The sequence below is a fragment of the Rhizobium sp. P44RR-XXIV genome (genome assembly GCF_001999485.2).
GTDB lineage: Bacteria > Pseudomonadota > Alphaproteobacteria > Rhizobiales > Rhizobiaceae > Rhizobium.
In genome coordinates, this window is record NZ_MPVZ02000028.1 from 540,149 (window position 1) to 564,946 (window position 24,798).

Genomic DNA, 24,798 nt, shown 5'->3' on the forward strand with positions numbered 1-24,798 from the left:
TTGCGTCATGGGGAGCAAGGCGGTATTCGCAAAGCGTCTAAATTGCAGTTGGGGCATTACGGGCGGAACGAGAATGACCGAATTTTCGAAATCAGCAGTCACCAAGGAAACGGGGATCCGGCATTTCTTTGCCGCTGCCGGTTATTCGTGGGGTGGTTTTCAACGACTGCTTCAGGAGGCTGCGTTCCGCCAGGAACTGCTCTTCGCGGCAGTTTCGCTGATCCTGCTGATTGTCGTCGGCGCGAGCTTTGGTGAAATCGTCATAGGCATGGTGATTTTCCTCGGCGTCTTTGCTGTGGAGGCAATGAACACGGCCGTTGAAGAGGTCATCGACCGGATTTCGCCGGAGATTTCTAATGTCGGCAAATATGCCAAGGATCTCGGCTCATTTGCAGTGTTTTGCATGCTGGTCGCGGCTGGCCTCTATATGCTCTACATCATCGGCAGCCATCTGTTTTTCCGGTAACTGTCGGAAGCTGAGCCTCAGGCGAAGCTCTTCTTGCGCCGTCCGATGAGCGGGGCATCTTCGACGGCCGGCAGGCTTTGCAGCACGCGCTTGGCCGGCAGGATAGCGATGACCTCGGTACCCTCGCGCAATTTGGATTTCAGCACGAACTGACCATCATGCTTGGCAAGGATGGCCTGAACGATTGGCAGGCCGAGGCCCGTGCCTTGCTCGGCGCTCTTGATGGCGATCGAGCCCTGGCCGAAGGCCGAGAGCACCACCGGAATCTCCTCCTCGGGAATACCGGGTCCATTGTCCTTGATCGCCACATACTCGCCGCCTCCGGCCGTCCAGCCGACCTTGACGGTGATTTCGCCGTTCTGCGGCGTGAATTTCACGGCGTTGGAGAGCAGATTCAGGATCACCTGACGCAGCGATTTTTCATCGGCCCAGACGGAGGGAAGCTGCGGTTCGATTTGCGATGAAATGGAAATGTTCTTGCCGCGCGCGCGCAACTGCACCATGCCGATGCAGTCTTCGGCAATGTCGAGCAGCGAGATGGCTTCCTCGTTCAATTCGTATTTGCCGGCCTCGATGCGCGACAGATCGAGGATTTCGTTGATCAGGTTGAGCAGGTGCTGTCCGGATCGATGGATATCGGTGGTGTATTCCCGGTAGGTGGCGTTGTTCAGTGGCCCCATGACCTCGGCGGACATGACTTCCGAGAAACCGAGAATGGCGTTCAGCGGCGTTCTGAGCTCATGCGACATCGAGGCGAGGAAGCGCGATTTGGCGAGGTTCGCCTCTTCAGCGCGCCTGCGCGCCTCGTCGGACATGGATTTCGCGACTTCCAATTCCGCGATCAGATCATCCTTTTCCGATTGGAAGGAGAGGATCTTCAGATTGGACTGGAACATGCGATTGGTGATGAAGGTAAAGAAGATCACCGCGACAGAGACGACCGCTGTCAAGGCGATATCCGAGGGCCTGCGGGTCAATATCGCCGTGACGACCAGCGCCACCGTTGCCGGCGCAAAGCAGAAGGGCACGGCACGCGGCAGCATGAAGCTGGACATTGCCGTGATACAGATCGCCACCAGCAGGACGGCGCCCTTGTAGAGGCTGAAACTGTCGCCGCCGCAGGTCGAGCAGCTCTGCATCGCGAAGACTGCCCAGCAGAGCCCGGTCAGCAATTGCCCCAGCAACAGGATCTGCCGCCATCTCCTGGCGCTTTCGACACTCATCTCCTGCTTTTTCGCCCGCCTGCCGAGGATCATATTGATGGCATGCGCAGTCAGGATCGGAATAGCCCAGAAGAAAATCAGCGCGTCGCGGGTCAGATAGACCCCGATCGATGCCACGACGATTGCGAAGATCGGCACGACGGCTGCACCCTGCAGCATCGTATCGATGTGCATGAGCATGAGCTCGCGGTCGAAATTGCTGCTGTGGCCAATTTGCAAGCGTTCGCGGGTCTGCCGCACGGCCTTCGACACAGCCCGGTTTCGGTGACTGCGCGATCGGTCGACGATGTTTTTATCTGTCGATGTGCTGACGCCGATTTTCATGGTTTCGTTGAAAATTAGTCTTCCTGAGGTTACAGACTAGCGGCCAAACATTAAGAAGATACTGCGGCGAAATGGTTTGTTTGCCATCTTCGCCAAGGATTTGTTGTGAAAGGAGGCAAGAAAGTGATGCGGTCAAGCCGCCTGTTTCGCGACGGCGCGGTCACATTTGCCCTGCTCGCCATTCTTGCTTTTCTCGCGTTGAAGTTGAATAATCGGCCAGAACTTGTTCAAACGGGACGATTTTACGCGATCGACGGCGATACGCTTTCTGCCCATGGCGAGCGTTTGAGGCTGAAGGGCATCGATGCGCCGGAATATCGGCAGCGGTGTCGGCGTGATGGTGCGGACTGGGCATGCGGAGAAGAGGCGCGCAAGGCGCTTGTCACAATCATTAAGATCGGCGCGCCGGAATGCCGCGGAAGAGACAGGGATCGCTATGGTCGCCTGCTGGTGACTTGTGTGGTTGGCGACCTCGATATCAATGCCGCCATGGTGCGCAATGGCATGGCATTATCTTATGGAGGTTATGCCGCTGAGGAACGGATGGCGCGGCAGGCGAAAGCCGGAGTTTGGGCGGGCGATTTCGAACGGCCGAGCGATTACCGGCGGGAAGAGCGTCTGGAGCATTCGGCGGGAGGCGATCCGATGACGGGCCTGATTGAATATCTGCGAGGGATTGTCGGATGGAGCGCGCAATGATTGGAGCGGGCGAGTTGCAGGCTCTGCATTCGGCCATCGCCGCCTGCCGTCTCTGTCGTGACGCCCCGGCGAAGGGCGAGGCGGATCGGCTGCCGCATGAGCCGCGGCCGGTCGCCACGCTTTCCTCGACGGCACGCATCCTGATTGCGGGGCAGGCGCCTGGCCTGCGCGTTCATGAAAGCGGCCTGCCGTTCAACGATGCTTCCGGTGACCGTCTGCGGCAGTGGCTGAATGTCGATCGCGATAGTTTCTACAACCCCGACCATTTTGCCATGCTGCCGATGGGCTTTTGTTTTCCCGGCTATGATGCCGCTGGCAGCGATCTGCCGCCACGTAGGGAATGCGCGCCTCTGTGGCGTCAGAAGGCGATGGAGGCGATGCCGCAGATCGAGCTGATCCTGACAATCGGGCAATATGCCCAGGCATGGCATCTCGGCAAGGAGCGCATGGCGTCGATGACGGAGACGGTCGCCAAATGGCGGCGTTATCTCCTGACCAATCACTCGCCGGCCATCTTGCCGTTGCCGCATCCGAGCTGGCGCAACAGCGGTTGGCTGAAACGTCATCCCTGGTTCGAGGAGGAGTTGCTTCCGGTATTGCAAGAACGTGTGAGAATCCTGGTTTCTTGAAAAATGGTTCTTTTCTCGTCCTGAAAATAGGCTATAGAGAGAATATAATTCGAAGGGATGCTGAAAATGGACCGTCTTGACCGCAAAATCCTGCGCCTCCTCCAGGAGGATTCCACTCTGGCCGTGGCCGATCTTGCCAAGAAGGTCGGATTGTCGACGACACCGTGCTGGCGCCGTATCCAGAAGATGGAAGAAGACGGCGTCATTCGCCGCCGCGTGGCCCTGCTGGATCCGGAAAAGGTCAACACGAAGGTTACCGTTTTCGTGTCCATCAGGACCAACAGCCACTCGATCGAATGGCTGAAGCGTTTTTCCGAAGTGATTGCCGATTTCCCGGAAGTGGTGGAATTCTACCGCATGAGCGGCGATGTCGACTATCTGCTGCGCGTTGTCGTTCCCGATATCGCCGCCTATGACGCCTTCTACAAGCGCATGATCGCCAAGATCGAAATCCGTGACGTCTCCTCGGCTTTTGCGATGGAGCAGATCAAGTATTCGACGGAATTGCCGCTGGATTACATGCTGATCGAGAATGCAAAGTCGAACGAAGACTAAGCGCAATTCTGGCAGAGGCGCTCAGCCGAAACTATTCCGGCTGAGCGCCTTTTATTATTTCTTGTCCAGCCGTGCGAGCAGGGACGACGTGTCCCAACGGTTGCCGCCCATAGCCTGAACATCACCGTAGAATTGGTCGACGAGCGCCGTTAGCGGCAGCTTGGCCTGGTTCTGACGCGCTTCGGCAAGCACGATGCCGAGATCCTTGCGCATCCAGTCGACGGCAAAGCCGAAATCATATTTGCCGGCATTCATGGTCTTGTGACGGTTTTCCATCTGCCATGAGCCGGCAGCGCCCTTGGAAATGACCTCCACGACCTTTTCGATATCGAGTCCGGCCTGTTTGCCGAAGTGGATACCTTCGGCAAGGCCCTGAACGATGCCGGCGATGCAGATCTGGTTGATCATCTTGGTCAACTGACCGGCGCCGACAGAACCCATCAGGCCGACCATGCGGGCGTAGGCGTCGATGACGGGACGTGCCTTTTCGAATACGGCTTCGTCACCGCCGCACATGACGGTCAATACGCCGTTTTCAGCGCCGGCCTGACCGCCGGAGACGGGGGCGTCGATAAAGTCCGCGCCTTTTTCCTTAGCGGCAGCGTAGAGCTCGCGCGCCACTTCGGCGCTGGCTGTGGTATTGTCGATCAGTATGGTGCCCGCCTTCATGGTCGAAAGAACGCCATTCTCGCCCGTGGTCACCGAGCGCAGGTCGTCATCATTGCCGACGCAGGTGAAAACGAAGTCCGCGTCTTTTGCCGCCTCGGCCGGAGTGGGGGCGAACTTGCCGTCAAACTGCTTGGCCCATGCCTCCGCCTTGGCAACGGTGCGGTTATAGACGGTGACGTCGTGCCCGCCCTTGACCTTGAGATGCCCTGCCATGGGATAGCCCATGACGCCCATGCCGATGAACGCGACCTTTGCCATTTTTCTTGCTCCATGATCGATTTTGACTCGAAGGCTTAGCGGAAAGGCTAAAGGGACGGAAGGCTGATTTATCGACCAACTTGTCACCATGTCACTTGGCTTGGAATTTCATTTCTGGAATGAGGCATTTGTCGAAATCAAATTTCGACGTTCGCAGAAAACTTCATAATATCCTTTGTCGATATAATCTGTGGATTTGCGATCCTTAGCTACCGACAATGAGCCGGCGTTCACGGGAAGCGCCAGGGCGACAGGGAAAAGGATCTTCGATGATTTCGCGCAGACAGACACTCGGCCTCCTCGGCGCCACCGCAGTTGCGTTCGCGTTGCCTTCCATCCGTCCGGCTGGCGCCGCTGCTGCGACCACTCTTCGCATCGGCTGGCAGAAGAACGGCGTGCTGGCGCTCGCCAAACGCAAGGGAGCGCTGGAGAAGCGGCTCTCTGATCGCGGGATTTCGGTCGAGTGGTCGGAGTTCACCTCTGGACCGCCGCTCCTTGAAGCGCTCGGGGCAGGTGCACTCGATTTCGGTGCCACCGGTGACGTACCGCCACTCTTTGCGCAAGCAGCCAATGGCAATCTGCTCTATGTCGGCCTTTACACGGGCAGCCCGGAAAGCTCCGCCATTCTCGTTCGCAAGGATTCGCCCATCCAGACGCTTGCCGATCTCAAGGGAAAGAAAGTCGCCTTCAAGCGTGGCTCCAGCGCCCATAACGTCACCGTCAAGGCCTTGCGCAAGGGCGGACTGACGGTCAACGACGTCCAGGCGCTCGATCTCGCTCCGCCGGATGCTTCGGCCGCTTTCAAGACCGGTGCCATCGATGCCTGGTCGATCTGGGATCCTTACCTGGCCATTGCCGAAGCCGACCCGGATACGCGTATCCTTGCGACGGCGAGGGGGATCGTCGACTCCTTCAGCTATTTCCTGGCAAACGGCGATTTCACCAAGGACAATCCACAAGTCATCACCGATGTCATCGACGAGCTGGCCAAGGTCGGTGCAGCGGCGCAGTCCAATCTCGACGACACCGTTGCGGCGCTTGCCGAGATCACCGGTGTACCGGCCGACGTGACGCGGGTGACGTTGACCCGCCCCGGCTCGAACCTCGGCGGCGTTTCCACAATCACGGACGCCGCGATCGCTTACCAGCAGGGACTAGCCGATGAATTCTACAATCTCGGCATCGTTCCGAAGAAGCTGACCGTTACCGATATCGTCTGGCGGCCGAAGGCGAGCTGAGCACAGTTGGCCTGTCGAGAACTCCCCACGCCTCCAACGTCTGAAAAGATCTTGGATGGGGTCGCATGCGGAAAAATATTCCGCCAGACCTCAGGCAATAGAAAATCTGCATTGTCGATATAATCCATAGTCTATGCCACTATCCCGTTCGAAGCATCGGGAAGTGGCTCCCGACCACGCGCATCCAGAAGGCAGGAACACGTCATGACCGCGACCGCAAAACCCATCGATTTCCTGTGGTTCATTCCGACCTCCGGCGACGGTACCTATCTCGGTTCGACCGATCTCAATCGTGGGCCGGATATCGGTTATCTCCAGCAGATCGCGCAGGCGGTCGATAGGCTCGGCTATACCGGCGTGCTTTTGCCGACGGGCGTCTCCTGCGAAGAATCCTTCGTCACCGCCGCCGCGCTTTCGGCCCATACGCAGAAGCTGAAATTCCTGGTCGCCATCCGTCCCGGCACGGCATCACCAGCCTACTATGCCCGTCTTGCCTCAACGCTCGATCGCGTATCGAACGGCCGCGTGCTGCTCAACATCGTCGTTGGTGGCAGCCCGGCGGAATTGGCGGGCGACGGCATTCATCTGGAGCATGACGAGCGTTATGCCCATGCCGATGAGTTCTTCCATGTCTGGGAAGAGTTGCTGGAGAAGGGCTCCTCGACATTCGAAGGCAAGTATATCAAGGCCACCAATGCAAGGCTCGGCCTACCGCCGGTGCAGGCACCACGTCCGCCGCTTTATTTCGGCGGCTCCTCGGATGCCGGCATCGAATTCTCGGTCGGTCGCGTCGACAAGTACCTGACCTGGGGCGAGCCTCCGGCACAGGTGGCTGAAAAGGTCGAGAAGGTCCGGGCGGCAGCCGCCAAGCGCGGCCGCGAAGTCAGCTTCGGCATCCGCCTGCATTTCATCGTCCGTGAGACGGATGAGGAAGCATGGGCCGCCGCCGATCACCTGATTTCCAAGCTTGATGACGAGACAATCCGCGAAGCGCAGGAGCAGTTCGTCAATCAATCCGACTCGGTCGGGCAGAAGCGCATGGCCGCTCTCCACGGTGGCCGTCGCGACAAGCTCGAAGTATCGCCGAACCTCTGGGCCGGCGTCGGCCTGGTGCGCGCCGGTGCCGGTACGGCGCTTGTGGGGTCGCCGAAGACGGTGGCGGCAAGACTGCGCGAATATCAGGACATCGGCATCGAAACGGTGATCGGTTCGGGCTATCCGCATCTGGAAGAGGCCTACCGTGTCGCGGAACTTCTGTTCCCCGAACTTGGACTGGACCGCAAAGAGCAGCGCGCCGGCTTCCGCAATGAGTTCGGCGCCAAGCAGATTTTTGCCGGCGGCAGCCATGGCGGCAATCTGAAAGTCGTTTCCGGCTCGTGAGCCATCCTACCAAGGAGATCCCCATGTCGGCATTCGATACATCCTTCATCCGCATCGGCGCCGAAAGCCGGGCTCGCCCGGCCAAGGCTGCAAGGCAGGTGATCTCCTTCGAACGGTTTCTGCCCTTCCTGCTGCCCATCGTCGTCATAGCGGCGTGGCAGCTCGGCTCGTCGGTCGGATGGATCTCCACGCGCATCATGCCGTCACCCGCGGCCGTCGTGGTCGCCTTCTGGCAGACCACGATATCAGGCCAGCTGCCGAACAATATCCTCGTCAGCGCCGGCCGCGCTTTTGCCGGCTTGTTGGTGGGCGGCTCGATCGGCTTTCTGCTCGGCATCGCCAACGGCGTCTCACGGCTCTCGGAACAGCTGACCGACACGACGCTGCAGATGTTGCGCACCATTCCGCATCTGGCCATGGTGCCGCTCGTCATCCTCTGGTTCGGGATCGGTGAGGAATCAAAGCTGTTCCTGACGGCACTCGGCGTGCTTTTCCCGATCTATCTCAACACCTATCACGGCGTTCGCAATGTCGATCGCGGGCTGATCGAGATGGGCAGGGTCTATGGCATGAGCAACTGGACGCTGTTCCGGAAGGTGATCTTTCCAGGCGCGCTTCCATCCATACTCGTCGGGCTGCGCTTTGCGCTCGGCATCATGTGGCTGACGCTCATCGTTGCTGAATCGATCGCAGCATCGTCCGGTATCGGCTACATGGCCAACAATGCCCGCGAGTTCGGCATGACAGATGTCGTGGTGCTGACGCTGGTGATCTACGCCATTCTCGGCAAGCTCGCCGATGTCGTTGCGCGGGCCATTGAGCGCCGGGCGCTCCGCTGGAACCCGGCCTATCAGAATTGAGGAGCATGCCATGAGCGTGATCGCACCGGATCGCCTTCGCCATCAAGCCGCAAGCACAGCTCTGTCATCCACGGATGCGGCTGCAATCCATATCAGAGGCCTGGAAAAGAGCTTCGGCAACAATCGGGTCCTGCGCGGTATCGATCTCGATATCCCGGCCGGACAGTTCGTCGCGGTGATCGGCAAAAGCGGTTGCGGCAAGAGCACGCTGCTGCGCATCCTGATGGGGCTCGACGAGCCGAATGCGGGACATCTGCGTTTCGAGGCTGCGGATGGTAGCGAAACGGAACCGAATACCCGCATCGTCTTTCAGGAGCCGCGCCTGCTGCCCTGGCTTTCGGTCGCCGATAATGTAGCCGTCGGGCTGGGCGAGGGCGTGCCCCGGGATATCTCCCGAAGCGCAACGGCTTCGGTTCTCTCCGAAGTGCAACTTGCCGAGAAATCTGGCGAATGGCCGTCCAGCCTTTCCGGCGGCCAGAAGCAGCGTGTGGCGCTTGCCCGTGCGCTCGTCAGCAAGCCCGGCGTGCTTGCTCTCGACGAGCCGCTTGGTGCGCTGGATGCATTGACCCGCATCAGCATGCAGGAATTGCTGAACCGCGTCTGGCGCGAGCTTCGTTTTACCGCGGTGCTCGTCACGCATGATGTCAGCGAAGCCGTACATCTGGCGGATCGGGTCGTGGTGCTGGACGAAGGGCGGATCGTGCTCGACCTCGCCGTTCCTTATCCGCATCCGCGCCGTCACGGCAATCCGGCGCTGGCGGAACTCGAAGGGAAGCTGCTGGCCGCAATTCTTGGCGAGGCGCGCGGCTAGGTCGCTCGCCAAATGGTCTAGTTCGGCCTGCTTTCGTCTCCCTCGACATAGAGCCGGAGATTGTCGAAGCCGATCTCCGTGCCCATCAGTCGCGAGCCGTTGTCGCCATAGCCGTCGAGAAACACGACCTGCTCGACGAAGGTCATCTTCGTGCCGCCGGGCTCCTGACCAAAGCTGACGGTTGCCAGCGACACGGAAATTCTGACGTCGTCCAGCATCATGTCGAAGGCATAGATGAAGCGATCGTTCGGGACGACGTCGATATAGCGCGCCTGATAGGCATGGACGACACCACCCGTCGAGGCGACGCGGTTGCTTTCGCTGCCGCCGGCGCGGAAATCCAGCTGAAAATCCAAAGGCGTCCAATCGCCATGGCAGGCAAACCATTGCCGCTTCTGCTCAGGGATCGCCCAGGCGCTGAAAACGCGCGGCAGAGGCGCCTTGAAATGGCGCTCTATGGTGATGGTCGTATGTTCGGTCGATCGTTCGCTCATTCGCCTGCGGTCTCCGTCGGTGTCTCTGCGAGGAAGAGGTCGAGCCGGTCGAATGCTCTGTTCCACGAGGCCTTGCGTTCGGCGATCCAGCGTTCGACACGCCAGTGCCTCCTTGCGAAGGTGATAGGTCCGCACCCTGCCGGCTTTTTCCGAGAGAACCAGCCCGCTGGTCTCCAGCACCTGCAGGTGTTTCATCACCGTCGGCAGCGCCATATCCAGGGGCTGCGCCAGTTCGGTAACCGAGGCGGGACCGCGTCCGAGCCGGTCGATCATGCCGCGCCGGCTCTGATCTGACAAAGCTTGAAACATCCGGTCGAGCGACTGGGCTTCTTCAAGCATGCGATTGTTCCGGGCGGAATTGGGCCGGCAGGTTCTCTTGATAGGGATAGAAATGGAAATACGGCATGGCTTCCCTGAGAACGCGGGCAAAGGACGGTCGGTCGAGCAGGCGTTGGTAGTATGCCTTCAGCCTGGGTTGGCTTCCATCGAAGGGAACGAGCGTTTCGGCGTAGAACAAAGCGGGCGCTGCGGCGCAATCGGCCATGGTCAGGTTTGCGCCGGTGATCCAGGTCTTCTCGCCGAGCTGCTTTTCGATCATTCCATAGGCGGTGCGCAGCAGCGCCTGTGCTTCAGCGACGCTTTGCGGGTCGTGAGCATCCTCAGGCCGGCGTCTGTCCGCGACGATCTTCTGCATCGGTTCCTGCACATAGAGATCGAAGAAACGATCCCATAGCCGGACGTTCAGGGCATCCGTGGGATCCGCCGGCAATAGCAGCGTAGCGCCCGGGTAGTGCCGATCGAGATATTCGATGATGATGCTGGTTTCGGGAACTGTGCTGTCGAGCGTTTCGTCGCGCAGCACCGGAAACTTGGCGAGAGGCCAGAGACGTGCCAGCGAGGCCCGCGATTCCTCGTTGCCGAGATCGATAACCCGATTTTCGAACGGCGTGCCATTCTCATAAAGCGCCATCAGCACCTTGTGACAGAAGGAGGCAAGGGGATGGTTGTAGAGAATAAGGGACATGCGGCTACCTTTCTCGTATCACGTTTTCAACCATTACTTATCTAAATTGCTAAGTAACAGTTCGCGCGCAACGAGGCAAGGAAATAGTTACCCATTTGGGTAACTATTTCTGCCGTTCTTATCGGTCGTATCAGTCGGCAAGCAGGCGCGCTATGGCCAGATGGCCCGGCGTCGGCTGGCCTTCCTGCATTCGGACATTGATATCGGTGATCTCGACCAGCTCGAAGCCGGTCGCAGTCAGCCGCTCGCGCACATAGGCGTCTGCATGGGCAAAGCGCTGGTGCGGACCGACCATATAGGGACGGCCGGCCAAGGTCGCCTCCGGCAGGGTCTCTGAAGAGAAGATGAAAAGGCCACCGGGCGTCATGTTCTCCGCGGCGCCGAAGAACAACGGTTCCAGCGCGCCAAGATAGGGCAGGACATCGGTGGCGGTAATCAGGTCGAAGGATTCTTCGTCATTGTCCTCGAGGAAGTCCTCGACCTCGGCGACGAAGAGAGTTTCGTAAACATCCTTCTCGTGGGCGATTTCGACCATGTTTTCGGAGATGTCGATACCGGTGATGTCTTCGACGATGTCGCGCAAGGTGCTACCGGTCAGCCCCGTGCCGCAGCCGAGGTCGAGCATGCGCTTGAAGGGGCCGAGGCCGAGCGCCTGCAGTCGCTGGCGCACGAGGACCGGCACATGATAGCCGAGTTGCTCGACCAGAACGTCTTCGAAAACTTCGGCATGCTGGTCGAACAAGGTCTCGACGTAGGCATCCGGCGCCTTTGCCGGCGTTTCGCCACGTCCCATCGAAGCGATGCGGACGGCGGCGCCGCCGTGATCTTCCGGATCGAGAGCGAGAACCTCTTCATAGGCCTTGACGGCGGCATCGATATCGCCGGATTTTTCCAGTGCCAAGGCACGGTTGTAAGCTTCCGCCAGCGCGTCTTCGTCGATCTTCTTCTTTGCCATGATCAGCAGCCCTTCTTTTGTCCCGCTGGCATTAAGGCGCTTGACCGGCTTTTGCAATGCTTGCGTCGAGATCAGGGCTTCTGAGGGCGGATATAGCCGTTATCCGCCCGATTGGTGGTTCGTTCAGGGGGCAGCGCCCCCGAGACAAGACTAATGCAGGATGAACTCGCCCTTCAATGCTCGCCATTCGGTCGCCGATATAAGCTTGCGATGGACATAGCGCACCGAATGCAGCGGGCCGTCGAGCGTTTCCTCCCAGAATTTCAGGAAGCCGCGCATTTCGGGGAAATTCGGGGCGAGATCATAATCCTGCCAGATGTAGGTCTGCAGAAACTGAGGGTGATCGGGCAGCCGGTACAGGATCTGCGCCGTCGTCAACCCATAGCCTTGCAACTGCTTTTGCATGTCGTCGTGCATGAGCTTTCTCTTTCCGTTCCCATTCTTGGTCGTGACTCAACGTCACACACATATGGAAACAGCTCATGGTAAACCCAAGCTTTACAAAAGTGTCGCAAAAGAAATTTTCTTCACAAAAATCAATGTGTTAGCAGCGCCAACAGATGAGTGCTGCCAGCAAGCGAGGCATGCGCCTGTCCTTGCCGTCAGCGCTTGAGGTGACGTGTCAGCTGACCTTCCATCCGCGCCCAGCCGTTTCGCATGAGTTCGACGATGACAAGGTAGAAGATCGCTGCCCACAAATAGATCTGATAGTCATAGGTTCGCGAAAATGCGTAGCGCGTCTCGCCCATGAGATCATAGACCGTGATGATCGACACAGTCGCCGAACTCTTGATCAGCAGGATGATCTCGTTGCCGTAAGGGCGCAGAGCCACGATGAGCGCCTGAGGGATGATGATCTTGCGGAAGGTGATCCATGTATGGATGCCGAGAGAGCTGGCGGCTTCGCTTTGACCTCTTGGCACGCTTTGGATGGCACCACGGACGATTTCCGTCTGATAGGCGGCCGTATTCAAGGTCATGGCGAAGACGCCGCAATAGAATGGATCCTTGAAGAACCACCACATGCCGATATCCTCGAAGAACCAACGGAAGCTCGGGAAACCGTAGTAGACCATGAATATCTGCGCCAGCAGCGGCGTGCCGCGGAACAGATAGACATAGCAGTAGGTCAGCGTGCTCAGGATCTTGTTGCTCGACATGCGGGTGTAGGCGAGCGGCAGCGACAGGATCGCACCAAGAATAAAGGACACAGCGACCAGTTTGACGGTGATCCAGAGACCATGAACAAGTCTCGGCCCGTAGGTCTGAAGCTTATCGACATCCCAACCGGTCACGATCATCGCCAATAGCGCGATGCCGAGAACGGACCAGAGGGTCAGGAAGAAATAGCCGGCGATGCGGGACTTGGAGATTTTCCTGGCTGTCTTGGGCGGCGCAGGCTGCGCCGCAATCAGGACTTCGGCATGGCTCATCGACGAACCTCCGCGCGTTTGGCCCATCGATCGAGATAGAAGAGGCCGATCGAGGAGATGACGGCTAATGTCAGATAGAAGAGGCAAGCGATTGAGTAGAAGGTGAAGGGCAACTTTGTGGAACGCACGGCGATACCCGTCTGTCTGATGATATCGGCGAGGCCGATGATCGAGACGTAGGATGTATCCTTCAAGAGGTTCATCCAGAGATTTCCGAGGTTCGGCAGGGAGATGCGAACAAGCTGGGGCAAGATGATCAGCCGCATAGTGCGCACGCGGTGGAAGCCGAGCGCGTCGCCTGCTTCGTACTGGCCCTTTGGAATTGCCTTGAAGGCGGACAGCAGCACTTCCGAGCAATAGGCCGAGAAGACGATCGCCAAGGCGACCATGCCGGCGGCAAAGGCGTTGATCTCGATCGGACCATCATAGCCGAATTTGGCGAGCAGCGATTGCAGCAGGATCTGCAGGCCGTAGTAAATGATAAAGAGCGTCAGCAATTCAGGCAGGCCGCGGAAAATGGTGGTGAAGACACCGGCGGCGAGCCGCAGCGACTTTTCTTCCGATTGCTGCGCAAGGGCGACAAAGAAGCCGATAATCAAACCGAGTGGTAGCGTCAGCACCGCGACGGCGATTGTGACCTTCAGGCCGCCGGCCAGTTCATCGCCCCAGCCCGCATCGCCACAGGCGAGCACCGTATTCTGGCCGAACACTGTGAACAATCCGGCCGGACCACACAACGGGTCGAAAATTATACTCAACCAGGTCCACAAGGAACCAAGGGCGGAAAACAGTCCGCTCATGCTGTATTTCCCCTAGCGGCTTTTGCCGCGTTTCTGCTTATATTCTTTTCGTTGTCAAACAAAAACGGCGGAAGAGCAAGCTTCCGCCGTCGTCTTTTCCCAAGGAATCGACGGGCGATCAGTCGCCGTAAACGTCGAAATCGAAGTATTTGTCCTGGATCTTCTTGTAGGTGCCGTCGGCACGGATCGCTGCGATTGCGGCGTTCAGCTTGTCCTTGAGCGCTGCATCGCCCTTGCGGATAGCGATACCTGCGCCGGCGCCGTTGACGACCGGGTCGATTTTCAGCGTGCCGAGCATCTTGCAGCAGCTGCCGGCGTCGGACTTCACCCATTCCGACAACACGACAACGTCGTCGATCGCAGCATCGATGCGGCCATTGCCGAGGTCGAGCTTGTATTCGTCAGCCGACGGATAGAGCTTCAGTTCGGCGTCCTTCAGGTGGACAGTCGCATAGTTGGCGTGCGTCGTGGAGGACTGGGCGCCGATGGACTTGCCCTTCAGGGCTTCGTCGGTGGCTTCCTTGATGGTGGAGTCCTTCGGAACGGCGATTGCCGGCGGCGTGTTGTAGATCTTGTTGGTGAAGTCGACGATCTTCTCGCGTTCCGGCGTGATCGACATGGAGGAGATGACCGCGTCGAACTTCTTGGCCTGCAGGGCCGGAATGATGCCGTCGAAATCCTGATTCACGAAGCTGCACTTGATCTTCATATTGTCGCAAAGCGCATTGGCTATATCGATATCGAAGCCAACGAATTTGCCGCCTGCTTCAAGTGATTCGAAGGGCGGATAGGTCGCGTCCGTGCCGAACACGATCGTGTCGCCATCGGCAAGAGCCGCGCCGGCGAGGAGCGACATCGCGGCGAAGGATGCAGCGGCAAAAAGACGAGTGGAGATGCGCATATTGATCCTCTCTGTTGGTGGCCGGCAGCTCATTATTGTTGATTGGCGTCCGGCTCGAGTGGAGCGGGTCGGTGACCCGCCTTGAGGCGATATTCGTACTTTTTTTTTCGCAAATTGCAACTGGAATTACGAAGGCTATCGTTGCCCCGCGATCCGGCAGCAACCCGAACGGGTGGCGGGGGAATCTGAACGGAAGCAGTCCGGCGCATTCAGCCAGGGTTAATTGCAGCTGCCTAATAGTTTGGGAACATATAGCGGCCTGCCGCGATTCAGCCTCACGAGAACCGAAAAATGGCCCGGATCGTGAGGCATCGCCTTGACCGCTGAGATTCGCAATTCGGCAGACAAAGATCATAAGAGGAGACCCCATATGGGTAAGCGATCCAGACTATTTGCCAGCGCCGCATTTCCGCTGCTTTCATTTTCGCTCGTATTCGAGCCGGCGGCTGCTGCGGCACTGCGCGAGCAGCCCATCGCGCCGCTGAACAACGGAATCACCGGAGCGGCGGCTGCCACCGCAAGTTTCGAAGTGGCCCAGCAGGAAGCTCCGGCGGCCCAACCGGAAGAAGAGCAACTCAAGCACAAGAAGCCTGGCGAGGGCGAGCAGGGCCAGAAGCCCGAAGATCAGAAGCCCGAAGAGCCGAAGCATCAGATGAAGCAGGCCGAGCCTGAAGGCGAGCAGCAGCAGAAGCCGCCAAAGGAACAGCCGGAAGCTCAGCCTCCGAAGGCGCAGCGAGAGCAGCCTGCCCAGGAGCAGCCGAAGCCGCAAGCCAAGGAGCCGGCTGCGGAGGCGCCCGCGCCTAAGAAGCAACAGCAGCCGGCGGAAGAACAGCAGCCGAAGGCCCAGCCCGAAGCAAAGCCGCAGCCAAAGGCGACGGCTCCCGAGGCAGAGCCCGAAGCACCGCAGCCGAAGCAGAAGGGCAAGCAGCCCGAGGCAAAGCAGCCCGCCGAGGCGCCGCAGCCGAAGGTAGAGAAGCAGCAGCCTGCCGCCGAGGCACAACCGGAAGCAAAACCGGAGCCAAAGGCCAAGCCTGAGCCGAAGGCCCAGCAGCCGGCGCCCGCTCAGAAGGAAGCACCTGCCACCGCCGAACCGCAAACTCAGCAGGAACCGGCAAAGCAGGCTCAGCCTGAACAAAATGCTCATCCGAAGAAGCAGGGCCAGCCCGAGACGCCGGCGCAGCAGCCGGCCGAGCAGCCGCAGACGCCTGCTGGCCAGCCTCCGAAGGGCCAGAAGACCCAACCGGAAACGCAGGCTCAACCGGAAACCCAGCCGGCGACCCCGGCAACGCCCGGAACGGAGCAGGGGCAGAAGCCGGGCGACAAGACGCATGGCAAGCAGCCGCAGAATCAGCAGCAGGGCCAACAGCCTTCAGCCAATCCGCAGCAGCCGGCCACAAAGGGCGAGCCGCAGGGTCAGCCGGCTCAACCTGAAAATCAGGCAACGCCGCAACCCGGCAAGCAGCAGCCAGCCAATGGCGCCGAGACCGCCGCTCCGGGTACGGTAACACCGGCACCGGCAAATGGTACCGGCCAGCACGCAGGCGAGATTCAGGTGCCGCCGGCCGAGCAGGTTTCGCCACAGGAACTGGAACGGCGCAAGAAGATCGCCGAGAATCCGGGTTCTGCCAGCGGCCCGGTCATCCTTCCCGTCGAAAACGGCAGCGCCGTTCTGGACAGCCAGAAGGATGCGGTTCGTCGCGGAGAGCATCTGAACGGCGGACAGAATCCGGCCGCTCCTGGTGCCCAGGGTGACCATGGGAAGGCAGGTCAGGGCCAGAATGGCCAGGCGCAGAACAACCCGGCTCAGCAACCGCCGCCCGCCTATACGAAGCCGCCGACCTCCGACGCGGACGCGCAGCGCGTACCAGCCGGTGGCCAGCCGCAACCGCCCGTCAAAATTGAGGCGGTAACGAGCGAGCAGGGCCGCCGGATCGATCGTCGGCCGGATTTCGTGCCACCGCAGGGAAACACGATCCAGACCATCATCAATCAGGACAATCGTACCGTCATCAACGTCGACAACACCTATGTCGTGCGCCACGATGACAGTGATCGCTTCGTTCGCGATGGTGAGCGTCCGAGCTACGAGCAACTGCCGCGGGATCGCTATCGCGAGACGATCGATCGGCCCGACGGCGATCGCATCGTCACCATTCGCAACCGCTATGGCGACATCATCCAGCGCTCGCGCATCGATGCGCGTGGCCGCGAATATGTGCTCTTCTACTCTCCGGAACTGGAAGATCAGCCGGATCATGACGACTATTTCCGCGATCCGGGCGACCGCTTGCCGCCGATGCGCCTGCTCATTCCTCTGAGCCAGTACATCATCGACACGGCATCCAACCGTAACACCGATTACTACGACTTCCTGCGCGAGCCGCCGGTCGAACCGGTCGAGCGGATCTACTCGGTCAACGAAGTCCGTTACTCGGCTCGTATCCGTGACAAGATCCGTCGTATCGACCTTGATACGATCACCTTTGCGACGGGCAGCGCCGATATTCCGATGTCGCAGGCCAGCACCTTGCGTGGTGTTGCCGACGGCATATCGAAAATCGTCAAGCGTGATCCGACCGAAACCTTCCTCATCGAAGGTCACACGGATGCCGTGGGCTCAGCCCAGAGCAACCTGATCCTGTCGGACCAGCGTGCGGAATCGGTCGCCAATGTCCTTAGCGATGTCTATGGCATTCCGGCTGAAAACCTGGTCACCCAGGGCTATGGCGAGCAATATCTGAAGGTGAATACGACTGGTCCGTCGCAGGAAAACCGCCGTGTCACCATCCGGCGCATCACGCCGCTGGTGCGCCCGGTTGCCTCCAACCGGTAAGCATTCGCCGACACAGGAATGGAGGCCGCCGGGAAGCCGGCGGCCTTTTTATTTTGCCGGCTTATGAAGACCGACAGTAGCCGCAATGAAATCCGCGATCGCCAGCGTGTCGTTGAGATCGAAGACGGGAAGCGAGCCGGCATCTTCCACGGCGTGATCGGCAGCGATGGCAACGATATGCTGGTCTTGCGGGGCAAGTGGCTCGCGTTTGGCCGCTTCTAGTCGCCGCGCCTCGACCTTGGGGATCGGTTCCCGCTTGTAGCCCTCGATCAGCACGAGGTCGCAGGGGGCGAGGCGCGCCAGTATTTCCTCAAAACTAGGCTCCGGCGCACCGCGCAATTCGTGCATGATGGCGTAACGTGTGCCCGAGACGATGGTGACCTCGTGTGCTCCGGCTTCGCGATGACGGAAGCTGTCGGCACCGACCTTGTCGATGTCGAAATCATGGTGTGCGTGCTTGATCGTGGAGATCCGGTAGCCGCGGTGGGTAAATTCGGTGACCAGGCGGACGGCGAGGCCGGTCTTGCCGGAGTTCTTCCAGCCAGCAATGCCAAAGATTTTCGGGCGGGGTTTTGTCATGCCTTGGTTTCCAGCGCTGCCAGCCATTTTTCCGCGTCGGCCAGATCATCAGGCGTATTGACGTTGAAAAACGGATCAAGAGGATCGATTGACGTTTCAATCGCGGTAAAATTCACTCGGCGGACCTCGTAGCGGGCGAGAAAATCGCTGACCCGCCGTTTCGTGTCGGTCACGATCCAGCTTTCAAGATCGGTGGCGGCCGATACGGGCCAAAGACTGAAAACGGGGTGATCGCGGCCGAGCGATGTGGCGACTGCAATTTCATCGCGGCCCCGGATGGCATCCGCCAGCCGCTCGATCAGATCGAGCGGGAAGAAAGGGCTGTCAATTGGCACGGTCGCGACGTGCGAGGCCTGCGGATAGTGCAGAACCGTATCCTGTATGGCCGCGAGCACACCTGCGAGAGGACCGAGCTTTCCAGGAATTCTGTCGGGAACCAGCCTCAAGCCCAAAGCGTCAGGCCAATCGGCATCCGCATTGAGTGCGACGGGATGATTCCCTCGCTCAGAGAGCCGTCCGGCGACACGTGACAGAAGGCTTGAGCCGCCGAGCGAAGCAAAAGCCTTGTTCGAGCCCATGCGGCTAGATCTGCCGCCGGCGAGCAGGACAACGGGAACAAGTTCGGTATTGGCAATGAAGCCGGACATGGCAAGGATCTCAAGCGGGAATGCGCGGTTCCGCTTCCTGCGCAACGCGCTCGGCAGCTCGCCGTTTGTTTTCCCGGTAGAATGTATAGATGCCGGAAGCAATGACAATTGCGGCGCCGATGATGGCCCAGCTATCTGGCATCTCGCCAAAGACGATCAAGCCGAGCAGGGAAGACCAGATAAGGCTCAGATAGCGAAAAGGCGCGACGAAGGAAATCTCGCCGGTGCGCATGGCGAGGATAACAGCCTGATAGCCGATGAGCACGAGGACGGATGCCAGCAGGATCTGCAGGAGCGATGTCATGTTTACCGGTTGCCAGCCGCCGAGGGGCACGATGCACAGCGCACCGAAGATGGAAATTGAAAACGCAGTGCACACCGTCACCATCAGCGAGGGCACGTTCTTGTCGATGCAGCGTGTCGCCAGATCGCGGGCGGCAGTGGCAAACATGCAGGCCGTTACCAGCAGAGCTGCCAAGGTAAAGCCGTCCGGTCCAGGGCGGATGATGATCAGCACGCCGATGAAGCCGACCAAAATCGCCGACCAACGCCGCCAGCCCACAGGTTCCTTCAGAAATATCATTGCTCCAAGCGTCACTGCCAGCGGCACGGCCTGCTGAATGGCGGAAGCATTGGCGATCGGCATCATGCCAAGCGCGGTTATGTAGGTGGCGGCCGCTATCGCCTCGCATGCGATGCGCAAGGCGATCATCGGTTGCAGTATGACCTTCCAGGATCGCAGCGCTCCCATCCTGCGCGCCAACAGATAGACAATGAGCGCCGTAAACAGACCACGGATGAAGATGATCTGTCCCGCATTCATGGAGGCGACGATCGCTTTGGATAGCGCATCGCTGCAGGAGAAGCCGGCCATGGATGCGGCCATCAAAAGCGCACCCTGCGTGTTCTTGGTCAATTGCATTGATATAGATGAGTCCCCGGATATACCGTTCTGGAGTAGCGCCGTTTCAAGCAAATTGGAATCGCTTGTCATCCGCCATCGAGCGAATTCGATTGTGCAACGCAGCAGAGTTGTTGCGGGTGAGCATTTTTCGCGTTTTGGTGGTGATATAAAGCACCGGTTGTAGATTTTTGCCTGTCCGGCCGGCTTTTGCTGCCCCGATTAATGCTTATTCAATCTTATTTCTGGAGGGTCGCGGAGGTTTTGCATGAGGCAGAAGCATCTACGGTAGCGCAGCAGGAATGACCGTCCCGCCATCGCCGGATACTTATTAGATCCATTTGGGGCGCCGCATGTTTTTCATTGATCGTCTTTTGCAAAGCCGCCGGATTGTTACCAAGGTCCTCATCTTCGTAGTGCCCTTGGTGGTTCTTATCGCCGGTGTCGGCCTAGTCGGCTATCACACGGCCAATATTCTGAACGGTCATATGACCGTGACGCGCGCAACGATCGAAAACATCAGCGATTTCGAAAATCTGCAGGCCGCCCTTCAGGAATTCACAGCTGGGCCGTCGGAGGAGACGCGCCAGGCGCTCGCCGACAAGATCGATGCGCAGGAGCAGGGCGTACACCGCCTGAGCGGGCTGCTGAGCGATGACCAGCGCGACAAGATCACTACCGTCGCCGAGCTCGCCGCCAAGATGCGCACGCAGGAAGCGACGCTCTGGTCCATCCGGCAAAAGCAGGACAGCGACGTCGAGACAATCCGCAAGGCTGTGCAGAACATCGAAGCGACAGGCAAGGCCGCCGGCAAGCAGATCGATATCATCCGCAAGGATTTCAGCGACAAGGAAACCTTCGCCAAGGAACTGCTCTACGATGCAGCGGCCTACAAGGGCCTGTCGGAAAAGATGAGCAATCTGCGCATCCAGGTGCAGATGGCGGCCGACTCGACTGAAGAGATTTCCGATGCGCGCACCTATGCCGACGCCATCTTGAAGCAGGTGACGGTATCGAAGGCTCTGGTCTCCAAGCGCGGCGCGGCGCTCGTCAGCAATGCCTCCGATGCCGCCGACAAGCTCGATGCCGTCCTGAAAAGCTCCGGTACGCCCGACCAGAAGGTCGAGGCGATGGGGCCGATCCTGCAGAGCTTCGTGAAGATCGAAGGCGAGATGACGCTGCAATCGGCCAAGAATAGCGATACTGCCGCCGATCGTTTCGTGAGCCTCGACAAGATCATCGACGGTCAGAAAGAGCTTCTCGACCATGTCGACGAGGCTCTGGGCATAGTTGATCGCCTAACACTGCATGCCTCGCGCATGGAGAATGTTCGTGATGCTGCTTCGCGCGAACCCGTGATGGCGGATCTCAAGGATCTGCAGGTCGCAGCCGCGAAGATCTCCGCGCTCGGGCAGACCAATGCCACCATGCGTGATTTTGCCGCTCATGTGCAGCCGCTGATCGATGGCCTTACCAACGGTTCGGCCGACTTGTTGCAGACGGCAGCCGATTGGAAAACGACACGCGTCCAGTCCAACGCCCTGCTGGCCGATGCTATGACGTCGCTTCGCAGCTTTGTCGCGCAGGCACAGGAAATCGGCAAGGAAGACAGCGAGCGCTCGGCCAATGTCTCCGTGATCGCGATGATCCTCGGCACGCTGCTCGCCATCGTCGGCGGCCTGATGCTGGTGGAAACCCTGCGCGGACCGCTGAAGCGGGTGTCAGAGGTCATGACGCGGCTTGCGAGCGGCGATCTGGACGTGGCGATCGATGGACGCAATCGCGGCGACGAGATCGGCGACATGGTGCGCTCCGTCAGCGTCTTCCGCGATGCTGCGCTGGAAAACGTCCGGCTGGAGCGCGAAGCGGAGAGCGCCCGTGCTCTGTCAGCGGAAGAGGCCTCGCGCCGCGCCGCCGAGCGTGCCCGTATCGAGGCTGAACAGAAGCAGGCCCTGAACGCGCTGGCCGATGTTCTCTCAAAGCTTGCCGACGGCAACCTGGAAGAAAGCATGCGGGAAGACCTTTCGGCCGACTTCGTCGAAATGGCCTTCACCTACAATCACGCCATTGAGGCGCTGCGCGAAACGCTGACGGATGTTCGCTATACCGCTGAGGAGATCAAGGGCGGCACCGGCAACCTCGCCATGTCGGCTGATGATCTGGCGCGGCGCACGGAGCAACAGGCGGCCGCTCTCGAGGAAAGCTCACGGGCTCTCCATCGTCTGAGCGACGTTGTCCGCTCGACGGCAGACCGCGCACGGCAGACGGCGACTTCGGTCAACGAGACGCAGGCTTATGCGACCCAGTCCGGCGAAGTGGTTGCCAAGGCTGTCGGTGCCATGAGCGAGATCAATCGCTCGTCCGAAAAGATCGCCACCATTATCGGCGTCATCGACGAGATCGCTTTCCAAACCAATCTTCTTGCATTGAACGCAGGCGTCGAGGCGGCGCGTGCCGGCGAGGCGGGTCGTGGCTTTGCCGTGGTGGCACAGGAAGTGCGCGAGCTGGCGCAGCGCTGTGCCAATGCGGCAAAGGAAATCAAGGGGTTGATCTCGGCGAGCTCCACCCAGGTGCAGAACGGTGTCCGCCTGGTAGAGCAGACCGGCGCTGCGCTGGCGGAGATCATCAGCCACGTTACCGGCGTTCAGAGGCTCGTCTCGGACATTTCTTCTGCGACATCGGAACAGTCGACCGGCATCGAGGAAGTGACCCGTGCCGTCGCCGAAGTGGAATTGATTACCCAGCGGAATGCGGCAATGGTCGAGGAGAACAACGCCGAGATTCACGGTCTGCGTCAGCGCGTCGATACGCTTTCCGAGAAGATTGATCGGTTCCGCACAGGCGAGGGCGATGTGGGGTACGAAGACTACAATGCCACCGAGGCTCGCTATCGCGCTGCCTAAAGCTAAATATTAGAAAGTAAGCATAAGTATTTGAAAGCGTCGGGCCATTGGCCCGGCGCTTTTCATTTCTGGTTGTCATTTAATGGATTGAGCTATGGCGCGGCACTTGCCTTCAGGCTGAGGTCATAGCAATCCCGGGGATTTCCGGACCTGCTCTTCGCGCCAGCGCTGCCAACGGCGACGTAATTCGCCTGGGCGTAAGCCGATGGGTTCTTCGAGTATCTCGGCCCCAATGATCCGGTCGGTGCGGAAATGCCGGAAACCCTGTCGCAGTTCACACCAGGCGACCAAGAGACTGCTCGTCTCGGCATATCCGAGGATCACTGGCCACACGGTTCGCTCGGTCTCGTCGCTCGCCTCGGAGCTGTAGCGGAGCCGCAGTTTCACACCGTTGCGGATTGCCGATCTGAGCAGCGAGGCATCGACACGCTCTTCCGGCTTGCCGAAGGTCGGTCTTGCGCCGACGGTCGGCTCGAGGATGAAGAGACGCAGGCGCTCGGGGACGACGGCGGCGATCTTCGCGACCACATCGCGCGCCGCATTGGCAAGCGCCTTGTCGGAATGGCCAGCGACCCACTGCGCGCCCAGCACCACCGCCTCCAGTTCGTCGGGCGCCAACATCAGCGGCGGCATGTCGTAGCTGGTGGCGAGCACGTAGCCGAGCCCTGCTTCGCCTTCGATGGGAACCCGCTGGCCGATCAGGTCGGCGACGTCGCGATAAACAGTGCGCTTCGAAACTTCCAGTTCCGCTGCCAGCGCCTTGGCCGTCACAGGTCGGGTTGATCGGCGCAGAATCTGGATAATCTGAAACAGTCGGTCGGCACGGCGCATCGCATGGTTACTCCTGCTGACAGTATGGTGGCAGCAGGGCTGTGCGACAAGAGGGTCTTCGAAGCCGCAGAAGGCTTCGCCCTCCATCGAAAGGACTTGCTATGAAGCTCGCCTCCATCCGTCTCATTGCCGCTGATATCAATACCGTGGTTGCCTTTTATGAAATGGTGACCGGGTTCCAGGCCAAATGGCTCGCCCCGGTCTTTGCCGAGATCGAGACGTCGGGGGCGACATTGGCGATCGGCGCTGTCGAAACCGTGGCGCTTTGGAAAGAGGGCAGCGCCGAACCTGGCGCCAATCGCACCGCCTTTATCGAATTCCAGGTCGAGGATATCGATGCCGAATACGAACGACTGAAGGACAAGGTTTCGCTTGTTCAGGGGCTGAAGACGATGCCCTGGGGCAACAAGACCTTCCAGTTCCGCGATCCCGAGGGAACCGCGGTTTCGCTGTATATGCCGGCAACCGAAGAGGCTAAGAAGCGCTTTGCGGCTCGTTAGAGCCCTTTCGCTTTTCTTCGAATCGCGAAAGCGCTCTATCTCTTTGTTTTTACGCATTTCCGGACGGAAAACCGCTGCGCACTTTTCCTGGAAATGCTCTAGTGGCGCTTGCCTTGGGCCGGGCAGATCATCGACTCAAGTGGAGCGTTTCGCCATCGGCAGGGATCAGCAGGCGTGAGGGATCGATACCCGCCGCGTCTGCTGCCTGGCGAAGATCCTGCCGCGTGATCGTCGCGTGATCGAGCGCTTCCATATGAGTCGCGACGACGATTGCTTGCGGGGCAAGGCGGCTGACCGCGACCGTCTGCTCGGCATCCATGACGATCAGATCGCCGTCCCAGCGGGCGCCGCAGGAATGGGTGATGATGATGTCGGGCGAGACCTGCCCGATCGTGTCGGTGACCGGCGGGTAAAGTACGGTATCGCCAGCCCAATAGACAGTGGGTTCGCCTGCGGCCTCCAGCGTGAAGCCGATGACATGGCCCATTTTTTCGACAACCGGGCCGAGGCCATGGCTGCCTTGCCGCGGCGTGATCGTTATTCCCTGCCAGACCGTGGCCTCGAGCAGAGGCGTGACATCAGTGAATTCGGATTCGCGGATGGAGCTTTCGTCGCCGGGCTGGCAGAGGAGCGGCAGGGCTTTCGGGACGCGTTCCTTGGCCACCGTATCGAAGTGATCGGTATGCAGATGCGACACGATCACCAATTCCACTCCCTGGAGAATATGGTCGATGGAGCCGGGCAGTTCCGTCATCGGGTTGGGAGAGCGGCCGGTAAAGGACGGCAGGCTGTGGCGTGGCGCGAAATAGGGATCGATCAGCAGCACATGGTCGCCATAGTTGATCTTCAGCGTCGCGTTGCGAATGAGCTCAAGCTGCATCTGAT

At 59.5% G+C, this 24,798-nt stretch carries 25 protein-coding genes and 1 pseudogene; 11 read left to right on the plus strand and 15 right to left on the minus strand.

Annotated features, from left to right (window positions below; genetic code table 11):
* The first annotated feature begins 73 nt into the window (after window positions 1–73).
* Window positions 74–466, plus strand: a complete 393-nt coding sequence (locus tag BSK43_RS19730; RefSeq protein ID WP_077468802.1) for a diacylglycerol kinase — start codon at window positions 74–76, stop codon at window positions 464–466.
* 17 nt (window positions 467–483) lie between these two features.
* Here the strand turns inward: BSK43_RS19730 and BSK43_RS19735 are convergent, their stop codons facing one another.
* Window positions 484–2,013, minus strand: a complete 1,530-nt coding sequence (locus BSK43_RS19735; protein WP_077468801.1) for a HAMP domain-containing sensor histidine kinase — start codon at window positions 2,011–2,013, stop codon at window positions 484–486.
* 123 nt (window positions 2,014–2,136) lie between these two features.
* Here BSK43_RS19735 and BSK43_RS19740 point away from each other — a divergent pair, with 123 nt between their 5' ends.
* The 3 genes from BSK43_RS19740 to BSK43_RS19750 all read left to right on the plus strand — a co-directional run bounded on the left by BSK43_RS19740 (window position 2,137) and on the right by BSK43_RS19750 (window position 3,896).
* Entirely contained in the window at window positions 2,137–2,712 is a 576-nt protein-coding gene (locus BSK43_RS19740; RefSeq protein WP_077468800.1) for a thermonuclease family protein, read from the plus strand.
* Window positions 2,709–3,341, plus strand: coding sequence for a uracil-DNA glycosylase family protein (locus BSK43_RS19745; protein WP_077468799.1), 633 nt, complete (start codon window positions 2,709–2,711; stop codon window positions 3,339–3,341). The genes BSK43_RS19740 and BSK43_RS19745 overlap by 4 nt, the downstream gene beginning before the upstream one ends.
* A 66-nt stretch (window positions 3,342–3,407) precedes the next feature.
* Complete coding sequence (locus BSK43_RS19750; RefSeq protein WP_068388031.1) at window positions 3,408–3,896, plus strand: Lrp/AsnC family transcriptional regulator; 489 nt, start codon at window positions 3,408–3,410, stop codon at window positions 3,894–3,896.
* A 54-nt stretch (window positions 3,897–3,950) separates the two neighbouring features.
* Here the strand turns inward: BSK43_RS19750 and BSK43_RS19755 are convergent, their stop codons facing one another.
* Window positions 3,951–4,823, minus strand: a complete 873-nt coding sequence (locus BSK43_RS19755; protein WP_077468798.1) for an NAD(P)-dependent oxidoreductase — start codon at window positions 4,821–4,823, stop codon at window positions 3,951–3,953.
* Between the two features lie 269 nt (window positions 4,824–5,092).
* Here BSK43_RS19755 and BSK43_RS19760 point away from each other — a divergent pair, with 269 nt between their 5' ends.
* From BSK43_RS19760 to BSK43_RS19775, 4 genes are all read left to right on the plus strand, one after another.
* Window positions 5,093–6,061 (plus strand): aliphatic sulfonate ABC transporter substrate-binding protein, encoded by a 969-nt coding sequence (locus BSK43_RS19760; RefSeq protein ID WP_077468797.1) that lies wholly within the window; start codon window positions 5,093–5,095, stop codon window positions 6,059–6,061.
* A 204-nt stretch (window positions 6,062–6,265) separates the two neighbouring features.
* Window positions 6,266–7,441 (plus strand): FMNH2-dependent alkanesulfonate monooxygenase, encoded by a 1,176-nt coding sequence (gene ssuD, locus BSK43_RS19765; protein WP_077468796.1) that lies wholly within the window; start codon window positions 6,266–6,268, stop codon window positions 7,439–7,441.
* 23 nt (window positions 7,442–7,464) lie between these two features.
* Window positions 7,465–8,301 carry an aliphatic sulfonate ABC transporter permease SsuC gene (gene ssuC / locus BSK43_RS19770; RefSeq protein WP_077468795.1) on the plus strand — a complete coding sequence of 279 codons (837 nt, stop codon included), beginning with the start codon at window positions 7,465–7,467 and terminating at the stop codon, window positions 8,299–8,301.
* Between the two features lie 10 nt (window positions 8,302–8,311).
* Entirely contained in the window at window positions 8,312–9,112 is an 801-nt protein-coding gene (locus BSK43_RS19775) for an ATP-binding cassette domain-containing protein (RefSeq protein WP_077468794.1), read from the plus strand.
* Between the two features lie 17 nt (window positions 9,113–9,129).
* Here BSK43_RS19775 and BSK43_RS19780 read toward each other — a convergent pair whose 3' ends face one another.
* From BSK43_RS19780 to BSK43_RS19815, 8 genes and pseudogenes are all read right to left on the minus strand, one after another.
* Window positions 9,130–9,606: an SRPBCC family protein gene (locus BSK43_RS19780; protein ID WP_077468793.1), complete on the minus strand. Its 477-nt coding sequence runs from the start codon at window positions 9,604–9,606 to the stop codon at window positions 9,130–9,132.
* Window positions 9,603–9,945: pseudogene (locus tag BSK43_RS19785) on the minus strand (metalloregulator ArsR/SmtB family transcription factor). The gene BSK43_RS19780 and the pseudogene BSK43_RS19785 overlap by 4 nt, the downstream one beginning before the upstream one ends.
* On the minus strand, window positions 9,938–10,630 hold the full coding sequence (locus tag BSK43_RS19790) for a glutathione S-transferase family protein (protein WP_077468792.1): 693 nt from the start codon (window positions 10,628–10,630) through the stop codon (window positions 9,938–9,940). The pseudogene BSK43_RS19785 and the gene BSK43_RS19790 overlap by 8 nt, the downstream one beginning before the upstream one ends.
* Before the next feature lie 130 nt (window positions 10,631–10,760).
* On the minus strand, window positions 10,761–11,585 hold the full coding sequence (locus BSK43_RS19795; RefSeq protein ID WP_077469363.1) for a class I SAM-dependent methyltransferase: 825 nt from the start codon (window positions 11,583–11,585) through the stop codon (window positions 10,761–10,763).
* Between the two features lie 150 nt (window positions 11,586–11,735).
* Window positions 11,736–12,002 carry an aspartate-semialdehyde dehydrogenase gene (locus BSK43_RS19800; RefSeq protein WP_068387476.1) on the minus strand — a complete coding sequence of 89 codons (267 nt, stop codon included), beginning with the start codon at window positions 12,000–12,002 and terminating at the stop codon, window positions 11,736–11,738.
* Window positions 12,003–12,187: 185 nt separating this feature from the next.
* Window positions 12,188–13,018, minus strand: a complete 831-nt coding sequence (locus BSK43_RS19805; protein WP_077468791.1) for an ABC transporter permease — start codon at window positions 13,016–13,018, stop codon at window positions 12,188–12,190.
* A complete protein-coding gene (locus BSK43_RS19810) occupies window positions 13,015–13,818 on the minus strand; it encodes an ABC transporter permease (protein WP_077468790.1) in 804 nt (267 codons plus the stop codon). Before BSK43_RS19810 ends, BSK43_RS19805 begins: the two co-directional genes overlap by 4 nt.
* A gap of 118 nt (window positions 13,819–13,936) precedes the next feature.
* Window positions 13,937–14,719: a transporter substrate-binding domain-containing protein gene (locus BSK43_RS19815; protein ID WP_077468789.1), complete on the minus strand. Its 783-nt coding sequence runs from the start codon at window positions 14,717–14,719 to the stop codon at window positions 13,937–13,939.
* Between the two features lie 370 nt (window positions 14,720–15,089).
* On the opposite strand from BSK43_RS19815, the gene BSK43_RS19820 reads away from it, so the two are divergent.
* Complete coding sequence (locus BSK43_RS19820) at window positions 15,090–17,552, plus strand: OmpA family protein (protein ID WP_077468788.1); 2,463 nt, start codon at window positions 15,090–15,092, stop codon at window positions 17,550–17,552.
* Window positions 17,553–17,600: 48 nt separating this feature from the next.
* On the opposite strand, the gene mobB is transcribed toward BSK43_RS19820, so the two are convergent.
* From mobB to BSK43_RS19835, 3 genes are read right to left on the minus strand one after another with little or no spacing between them, the layout of a single operon-like run.
* The gene (gene mobB / locus BSK43_RS19825; RefSeq protein ID WP_077468787.1) at window positions 17,601–18,131 is read right to left on the minus strand and encodes a molybdopterin-guanine dinucleotide biosynthesis protein B; all 531 of its coding nucleotides are present in this window, start codon (window positions 18,129–18,131) and stop codon (window positions 17,601–17,603) included.
* Entirely contained in the window at window positions 18,128–18,778 is a 651-nt protein-coding gene (gene mobA / locus BSK43_RS19830) for a molybdenum cofactor guanylyltransferase MobA (protein WP_077468786.1), read from the minus strand. The genes mobB and mobA overlap by 4 nt, the downstream gene beginning before the upstream one ends.
* Before the next feature lie 10 nt (window positions 18,779–18,788).
* The gene (locus BSK43_RS19835; protein ID WP_077468785.1) at window positions 18,789–19,700 is read right to left on the minus strand and encodes a DMT family transporter; all 912 of its coding nucleotides are present in this window, start codon (window positions 19,698–19,700) and stop codon (window positions 18,789–18,791) included.
* Between the two features lie 332 nt (window positions 19,701–20,032).
* Here BSK43_RS19835 and BSK43_RS19840 point away from each other — a divergent pair, with 332 nt between their 5' ends.
* Window positions 20,033–22,582, plus strand: a complete 2,550-nt coding sequence (locus tag BSK43_RS19840) for a methyl-accepting chemotaxis protein (protein ID WP_077468784.1) — start codon at window positions 20,033–20,035, stop codon at window positions 22,580–22,582.
* Between the two features lie 123 nt (window positions 22,583–22,705).
* Here the strand turns inward: BSK43_RS19840 and BSK43_RS19845 are convergent, their stop codons facing one another.
* A complete protein-coding gene (locus BSK43_RS19845; RefSeq protein WP_136687128.1) occupies window positions 22,706–23,413 on the minus strand; it encodes a YafY family protein in 708 nt (235 codons plus the stop codon).
* 101 nt (window positions 23,414–23,514) lie between these two features.
* Between BSK43_RS19845 and BSK43_RS19850 the strand changes: the two genes are divergently transcribed.
* Window positions 23,515–23,913 (plus strand): VOC family protein, encoded by a 399-nt coding sequence (locus tag BSK43_RS19850; RefSeq protein WP_077468783.1) that lies wholly within the window; start codon window positions 23,515–23,517, stop codon window positions 23,911–23,913.
* Window positions 23,914–24,040: 127 nt separating this feature from the next.
* On the opposite strand, the gene BSK43_RS19855 is transcribed toward BSK43_RS19850, so the two are convergent.
* Window positions 24,041–24,793, minus strand: a complete 753-nt coding sequence (locus BSK43_RS19855) for an MBL fold metallo-hydrolase (RefSeq protein ID WP_077468782.1) — start codon at window positions 24,791–24,793, stop codon at window positions 24,041–24,043.
* Window positions 24,794–24,798: the final 5 nt, after the last annotated feature.